Below are 6072 nucleotides of genomic sequence, written 5' to 3'. Positions count from 1 at the left end.
GCCAGCGCCGCCGCGCGGCGCGTGATATCGAAGGTCATGGCAAAGAATCCCAGGAAAAAATGAAAGGAGTTCCGGCCTCCGGAGGCGGGTGCCGCGCCGGGAAGCGGCGCGGCCTGATCCGCAGGCCACGGGCAGCGGCCGCCCTTGCGGCCGGGATGCCTAGAACTTCACGTTCATGCCGATCCAGTAGCGCCGGCCGTCCTGCACCGTGGCGTAGTCCTCGTAGTACACGTCCTTGTCGAACAGGTTGTAGATGCCTGCGTAGAAGGTCACGTCCTTGCTGTAGTTGTAGGAGCCGCCCATGTCGAACATGGCATAGCTGCCGGCCACCCAGGTGCGTGCCGAACGGCCGCCCGTGGGCTGGCTTTCCTTGCCCCGGTAGGACAGCTTGGCCCAGCCCGCCCATTGCTGCGAAGGCTTCCAGTTCAGCGCCAGGTTGAGCATGTGGCGCGGCAGCTGGCTCAGCGGCTGCCCCGCGAACTCGCCGCTCTTTTGCTCGGACTTGGTGAAGGTGTAGCTGCTGCTCAGGTCCAGCGTGCGCGCCAGCGGGGCCTTGAACGTGGCTTCGACGCCGCGCGTGATGGCCTTGTCGATATTGACGTTGGTGGTGGGCGTGTTGCCCGAGGAATTGGCCGGTCCGCACTCGGGGCAGGCGATGCGCGTGATCTTGTCGTTGAACTCGTTGTCGAACACCGTCAGGCCTGCCGACAGGCCGGCGCCGTTGTTGTAGAGCACGCCCAGTTCCTTGCTCAGCGAGGTTTCGGGCTTCAGGTCGGGGTTGCCGTAGATGTTGCCGCCGCGGCTGGACTGGCCCCAGTCGCCCAGGGTCTGGCGCAGCGAGGGCGCGCGAAAGCCGGTGGACACGCCGCCCTTGACGGTCCATTGCGCGTCGAGGTTCCACACGCCGTACAGGCGCGGGCTCCATTGCGATCCGCCCTTGCTGTCGTGGTCGTAGCGCAGGCCGCCGGTCAGGGCGAAGTTATCGCGCAGGCGCCACTCGTCCTCGGCGAACCAGGCGTACTGCGTGCGATCGGCCGTGGTGCGCGCCGAGCCCGGCAGCGTATTGGTCGTCGTGTCGCGCAGGTCCTGCTGGTTGTAGTACACGCCCGTGGTCAGCAGGTGCTGGCGGCCCAGCGGCGCCACCCAGCTGCTGTTGAACACCGTGTTCCTGATGGTCATGTCGCGCGACAGGTTGCGCGTTTCCTCGCGCTGCAGATAGGTGTCGGAGGAAGCCCAGCCCCAGCGGCCCTTGTGCTGCAGCGAGTAGTTCTCGCGCTCGAACTTGCGGTCGCTGGGCGCATCGGTGGGCAGCAGGGTCATGCCAGGCGACGAAACGAAGTGCTGGCGCGAAGTGCCGATCTCGGCGATCAGGTCGTGGTCCTTGCTGGGGGTCAGCGCCAGGCGCAGGTTCAGCGAACGGTTGTCGCTCTTGTTGTAGCCCTGGTAGATGCGGTCCTGGTCGCGCTTGCTGTAGTTGCCGTACAGGCTCAGGCCCAGCAGGTCGGTCTTGATCGGGCCTGACAGGTAGAAGTTGGTCTGGTAGGCATCGCCCGAGGTGGAGCGCTCCTGCAGCGTGGCGTCGGCGCGCACCGAGCCATGCCAGTTCTTCGCCACCTTGCGCGTGATGACGTTGATCACGCCGCCCATGGCGTCCGAGCCGTACAGCGAGGACATGGGGCCGCGCACCACCTCGATGCGCTCGATGGCCTCCAGCGGCGGAATCCAGCTCTGGTCCGTGCCCGTGCTGCCGTTGGTCTGGGTCTCGCGCGTGCTCATGCGCTTGCCGTCCACCAGGATCAGGGTGTAGTTGGCGCCCATGCCGCGCAACGAGATGTCGTTGGAGTTGTTGTCCGAGGGCGTGAGGATCACGCCGGGCACATCGCGCAGGGCATCGTGCAGGTTGCGGTAGGCGCCCTGCTCCAGTTCCTGGCGCGTGATCACCGAGATCGAGGCCGGCGCCTGGCTGATCTCCTGCTCGAAGCCGCTGGCCGTCACGACCAGGGTTTCCAGCGTCGCCCCGCCTGCTGCCTGGGCCAGCGCGCTGCCCGAGGCCAGCAGGCCCAGGCAGGCGCCCAGCGCGGTGCGGCGCAGGGGAGCGACGGTGGAGGGAAACGAAGCACGCAGGGAGGTGCAAAGGGCGGACAGGGCAAAGCCACGGCCCGCCGCGGGGGCTGTGCAGTTGTGCATGGGAAAGCTCGCAAGAAGAATCACGGACGGTCGAACGACCGGGGTGCGCATCCGCTCTGTTGTTTTTGATGAGTGCGAATCGTTCTTATTTTATTTTCCCGCCGACAACGGCCTGGCCGACAGCAGCGCAGCTGCTGTTTTTCTTTACAAGCGGGCCGATCTGTGAGCAATTCATTCAGGATGCTGAATGTTGCCTTGTTCATCAATGACATGCAGGGCCGCCAGTGCCCGGGCGCGTGCAGCGCCCGGCCCGATTCACGGCGTTCCGGCGAACACGGCGGCTTTGTAAAGTTGGCCCGATGTGGCCGGCAGGCAACATCCTGATACGAAGATCAGGACCACAGCCGCCCCGCATTGGAGACCAGGAACAGCAGCAGCCCCACGGCACCGCCGACCACGGTGCCATTGATGCGGATGTACTGCAGGTCCTTGCCGATGTGCAGCTCGATCAGCTCGGACAGCTCGCGCGCATCCCAGCGCCGCACGGTGTCGGCGATGTGCTGGGCCAGGAACTGCGAGACATCGGGCGCCAGCGCCTGGGCCCAGCGCTTGAGGCGTTCGTTCATGGAGTGGCGCAGCGCCTCGTCATGCGCCAGCGACTGGCCCAGCCAGCGGCCCATGGCCGCGGTCTTGCGCGCCACCTGCGAATGCTCGTTGGCCAGGTCGGCCTGCAGCCTGGCGCGCAGGCCCAGCCACAGCGAACGCAGGTAGCCGGCCAGCTTCTCGTCGTGCAGCAGGTAGTCGCGCAGGCGCTCGGCGCGATCGGCCATGGCCGGGTCGGACTGCAGCCGGTCAATCAGCCGCTGCACGGAGGCATCGAACGCCTTGCGCATGTGGTGCCCGGGATCGCTGGCGATGTCCTGCAGCAGGCTGTCCAGCGCCCCGGCGATGGCCGTGGCACCCTTGTCGCCGAGCCAGTCCGTAGGCAGCATCTTTTCCTTGAGCGGATGCTCGCGCTTGAGCCACAGCACGATGGTCCGGGCGATCAGCACATGGGTCTCGGATTCGCGCAGCACGCCGCTGACGCGCGCCAGCACATCGTCGAGCACGGCCTGGTGGCGCCCGTCCTGGGTCAGGCCCGACAGCAGGTCCGCCGCCGCGCGGGGCAGGTCCAGATGCTCCAGCAAGGCCTTGAACGAGTGCGAGAGAAAGCGCTCCACCTGCCGGTCCTGCACCATCTCCAGCGCCGCCAGCGCCAGCCGCGCCACCTGCCGCCCCAGCAGCGTGCTGTTGGCCGGTGAGGTCAGCCAGCCCGCCAGCACGCGCGCGGGATCGTGGCGCTCGATCAGCGCCACCAGCGAAGGCCCGTCCAGGAACTTGTCGCGCACGAAATTCGCCAGGTTCAGCCCGATGCGGTCCTTGTTGCGCGGAATGATGGCCGTGTGGCGCCCGACCACGGGCAGCGGAATGTGCCGGAACAGGGCAGACACTGCAAACCAGTCGGCCAGCGCGCCGACCAGCGAGGCCTCGGTCACGGCCTTGATGCAGGCCAGCCACAGCGGCACCTGCTGCCAGTGCGCTGCCGCCACCGACGAGGCCACGAAGCCCAGCGCCATGAGCAGCAGCAACGCCAGCGGCAGGCGCTTGGCCGACTTCAGTGTTTGACGTTGCTCTGGCGACAGCATGGAGCGCAGCATACGACGCCCGCCGGGCCCCGCGTGGCGATGCCTGCCGCCAATGCCTGTCAGCCAGCGCCTGACCCCGGATTGCGCGGACAATACCGGCTTTCTTCAGAACCCTCTTGCGAGAACAAGACCATGACCGACGCCAACGCATCCGCCGAGCGCCCCGCCCTGCCCGACCACCTGTCCATCGACCCGCGCAGCCCGCACCACGTGGCGGCCGTGTTCGAGCACGACATCGGCATCCGCTTCAACGGCAAGGAGCGGTTCGACGTGGAGGAGTATTGCGTGAGCGAGGGATGGATCAAGGTGCCCGCGGGCAAGACGGTGGATCGCAAGGGCAGGCCCTTGCTGATCAAGCTCAAGGGCACCGTGCAAGCCTTCTACCGCTGAGCCTTCGGACCTTGTCGCGCCTCTTGCCACAGAGGTGCTACAAGGGGCGCGACAAGGACGCGACAAAGGCATGCCCGGGGTGCGGCAGAGCCAGGAACCACCCAGGGCAGGCTCCGGCAAAGCCTACTGGAGCGCCTCGGCCGGCCCAAAAAACTCATACCGCACCTGCTCCTGCGGCACCCCCAGGGCCTTCAACGATTCCTTCACCGACCGCATGAACGGCCGAGGCCCCAGGAAGTAGACATCGGCATCCACGGCGGGCAGCCATTCACCCAGCTGGCGGGCGGTCAGCAGGCCCTGCGCATCGACCCCATCGCCCTCCTCTGCCCGGTCATAGCAGTAGTAACGGGTGAGCTGCGGATGCACGGCAGCCAGCGCATCCACATGCTCGCGGAAGGCATGCACCCCGCGCTCGCGTGCGCAGTGGATGAAGACCACGGGCCGCCGGGTCGGCAAGGCCGCGTCCAGCATGGGCAGGGTCGGCGTGATGCCCACGCCGCCGCTGATCAGCACCAGCGGGCGCTCGCCGGGCTGCAGCGTGAAGTGGCCTGCGGGCGGGAACAGCTGCAGCGTGTCGCCGACCCGGACCCGGTCGTGCAGGAAGTTGGAGACCTTGCCACCCGCCTCGCGCTTGACGCTGATGCGCAGGCTGCGCCCGTCTGCGGGTGCGGACAGGGAGTAGTTGCGCCGCTGCTCCTGGCCGTCCACCACCAGGCGCAGGCCGATGTACTGCCCGGGCTGGTGGGCGATCACGGGGCCGCCGTCGGCGGGCACCAGGTAGAAGGACGTGATCTCGGCGCTTTCCTGCACCTTGTCCTGCACCACGAAGGCGCGCTCGCCGCGCCAGCCGCCTTCGGCCGCCGCCGTGCGGTCATAGGCCTGGCGCTCGGCGCCGATCAGGATGTCGGCCAGCTGCTGGTAGGCGGCGCCCCAGGCGGCTATGACCTCGTCGGTGGCGATCTCGGCGCCCAGCACTTCGCGGATGGCGCGCAGCAGGCAGGTGCCGACGATGGGGTAGTGCTCGGGCTGCACCTGCAGCGCAACGTGCTTGTTGATGATCTGCGCGGGCAGGTCGCCCAGGGCGTCCAGCCGGTCGATGTGCCTGGCGTACATGAGCACGCTGTAGGCCAGGGCACGCGGCTGGGCGCCGCTTTGCTGGTGGGCCATGTTGAACAGGGCGCGCACCTCGGGGTACTCGCCCAGCATGGTTTGGTAGAAATGCGTGATCAGCGCTTCGCCGCCGGTTTCAAGCAGCGGAACGGTGGATTGGACGATGGCACGTTGGCGGTCGGTCAGCACGGGAAACTCCTTGGGTACGGGGACGGACATGCCCGGTGCGATGCCGGACATGCCTTGGCAAAGGCAAGGGCCGTGCCAGTCCCGCGACCCTTGAAGAACAAGGGCTTGGCGTTTCATGCGTCAATATGACTCCCGTCAAATCGAGTCCTTTTGACAGCCATCGCAGTCTTTATGACCACATCCACCGCCCTGCACGCCCTCACCCCTCTGGTGGCCGACCTGGCCCAGGACCTGCCTGAGCGCGAGCGCTTTCGCCGCCTGCTGGCAGCCCTGCGCGCCGTGCTGCCGGCCGATGCCGCCGCCCTGCTGCGCCTGGAAGGCGAGTGGCTGCGGCCCGTGGCCATCGACGGCCTGGTGCCCGATGCGCTGGGCCGGCGCTTTCGCATTGCCGAGCACCCGCGCTTCGCCCAGCTGCTGGCCGCGGGCCAGGCCATGCGCTTTGCGCCAGACAGCCCGCTGCCCGATCCCTATGACGGCCTGGTGGCCCAGGGCCACGGGCCGCTGGAGGTGCACGACTGCATGGGCTGCGTGCTGCAGACGGGCGGCCTGCCCTGGGGCCTTCTCAACGCGG

General features: G+C 67.6%; 6 protein-coding genes. 3 read left to right on the top strand and 3 right to left on the bottom strand.

Annotation, left to right across the window (positions count from 1 at the left end):
* Positions 1 to 159: 159 nt before the first annotated feature.
* On the bottom strand, positions 160 to 2187 hold the full coding sequence (locus L995_RS19005; RefSeq protein ID WP_047473005.1) for a ligand-gated channel protein: 2028 nt from the start codon (positions 2185 to 2187) through the stop codon (positions 160 to 162).
* Here L995_RS19005 and L995_RS33280 point away from each other — a divergent pair.
* A complete protein-coding gene (locus tag L995_RS33280; RefSeq protein WP_156136101.1) occupies positions 2186 to 2353 on the top strand; it encodes a hypothetical protein in 168 nt (55 codons plus the stop codon). The two genes, L995_RS19005 and L995_RS33280, sit on opposite strands and share 2 nt — an antisense overlap.
* 166 nt (positions 2354 to 2519) lie before the next feature.
* Here L995_RS33280 and L995_RS19000 read toward each other — a convergent pair whose 3' ends face one another.
* The gene (locus L995_RS19000) at positions 2520 to 3824 is read right to left on the bottom strand and encodes a DUF445 domain-containing protein (RefSeq protein ID WP_016446669.1); all 1305 of its coding nucleotides are present in this window, start codon (positions 3822 to 3824) and stop codon (positions 2520 to 2522) included.
* Between the two features lie 120 nt (positions 3825 to 3944).
* Between L995_RS19000 and L995_RS18995 the strand changes: the two genes are divergently transcribed.
* Positions 3945 to 4202 carry a DUF3297 family protein gene (locus tag L995_RS18995; protein WP_016446670.1) on the top strand — a complete coding sequence of 86 codons (258 nt, stop codon included), beginning with the start codon at positions 3945 to 3947 and terminating at the stop codon, positions 4200 to 4202.
* Positions 4203 to 4325: 123 nt separating this feature from the next.
* On the opposite strand, the gene hmpA is transcribed toward L995_RS18995, so the two are convergent.
* Positions 4326 to 5552, bottom strand: coding sequence for an NO-inducible flavohemoprotein (gene hmpA / locus L995_RS18990; protein ID WP_047473003.1), 1227 nt, complete (start codon positions 5550 to 5552; stop codon positions 4326 to 4328).
* Positions 5553 to 5672: 120 nt separating this feature from the next.
* Between hmpA and L995_RS18985 the strand changes: the two genes are divergently transcribed.
* The coding region (locus L995_RS18985; protein WP_047473002.1) for a GAF domain-containing protein at positions 5673 to 6072 on the top strand (400 nt) is incomplete at its 3' end.

Source organism: Delftia sp. ZNC0008 (assembly GCF_000799035.1).
GTDB lineage: Bacteria > Pseudomonadota > Gammaproteobacteria > Burkholderiales > Burkholderiaceae_C > Comamonas > Comamonas tsuruhatensis.
Note: the sequence above shows the minus strand (reverse complement) of the source record. Positions and strands in the feature narration are given on the sequence as shown.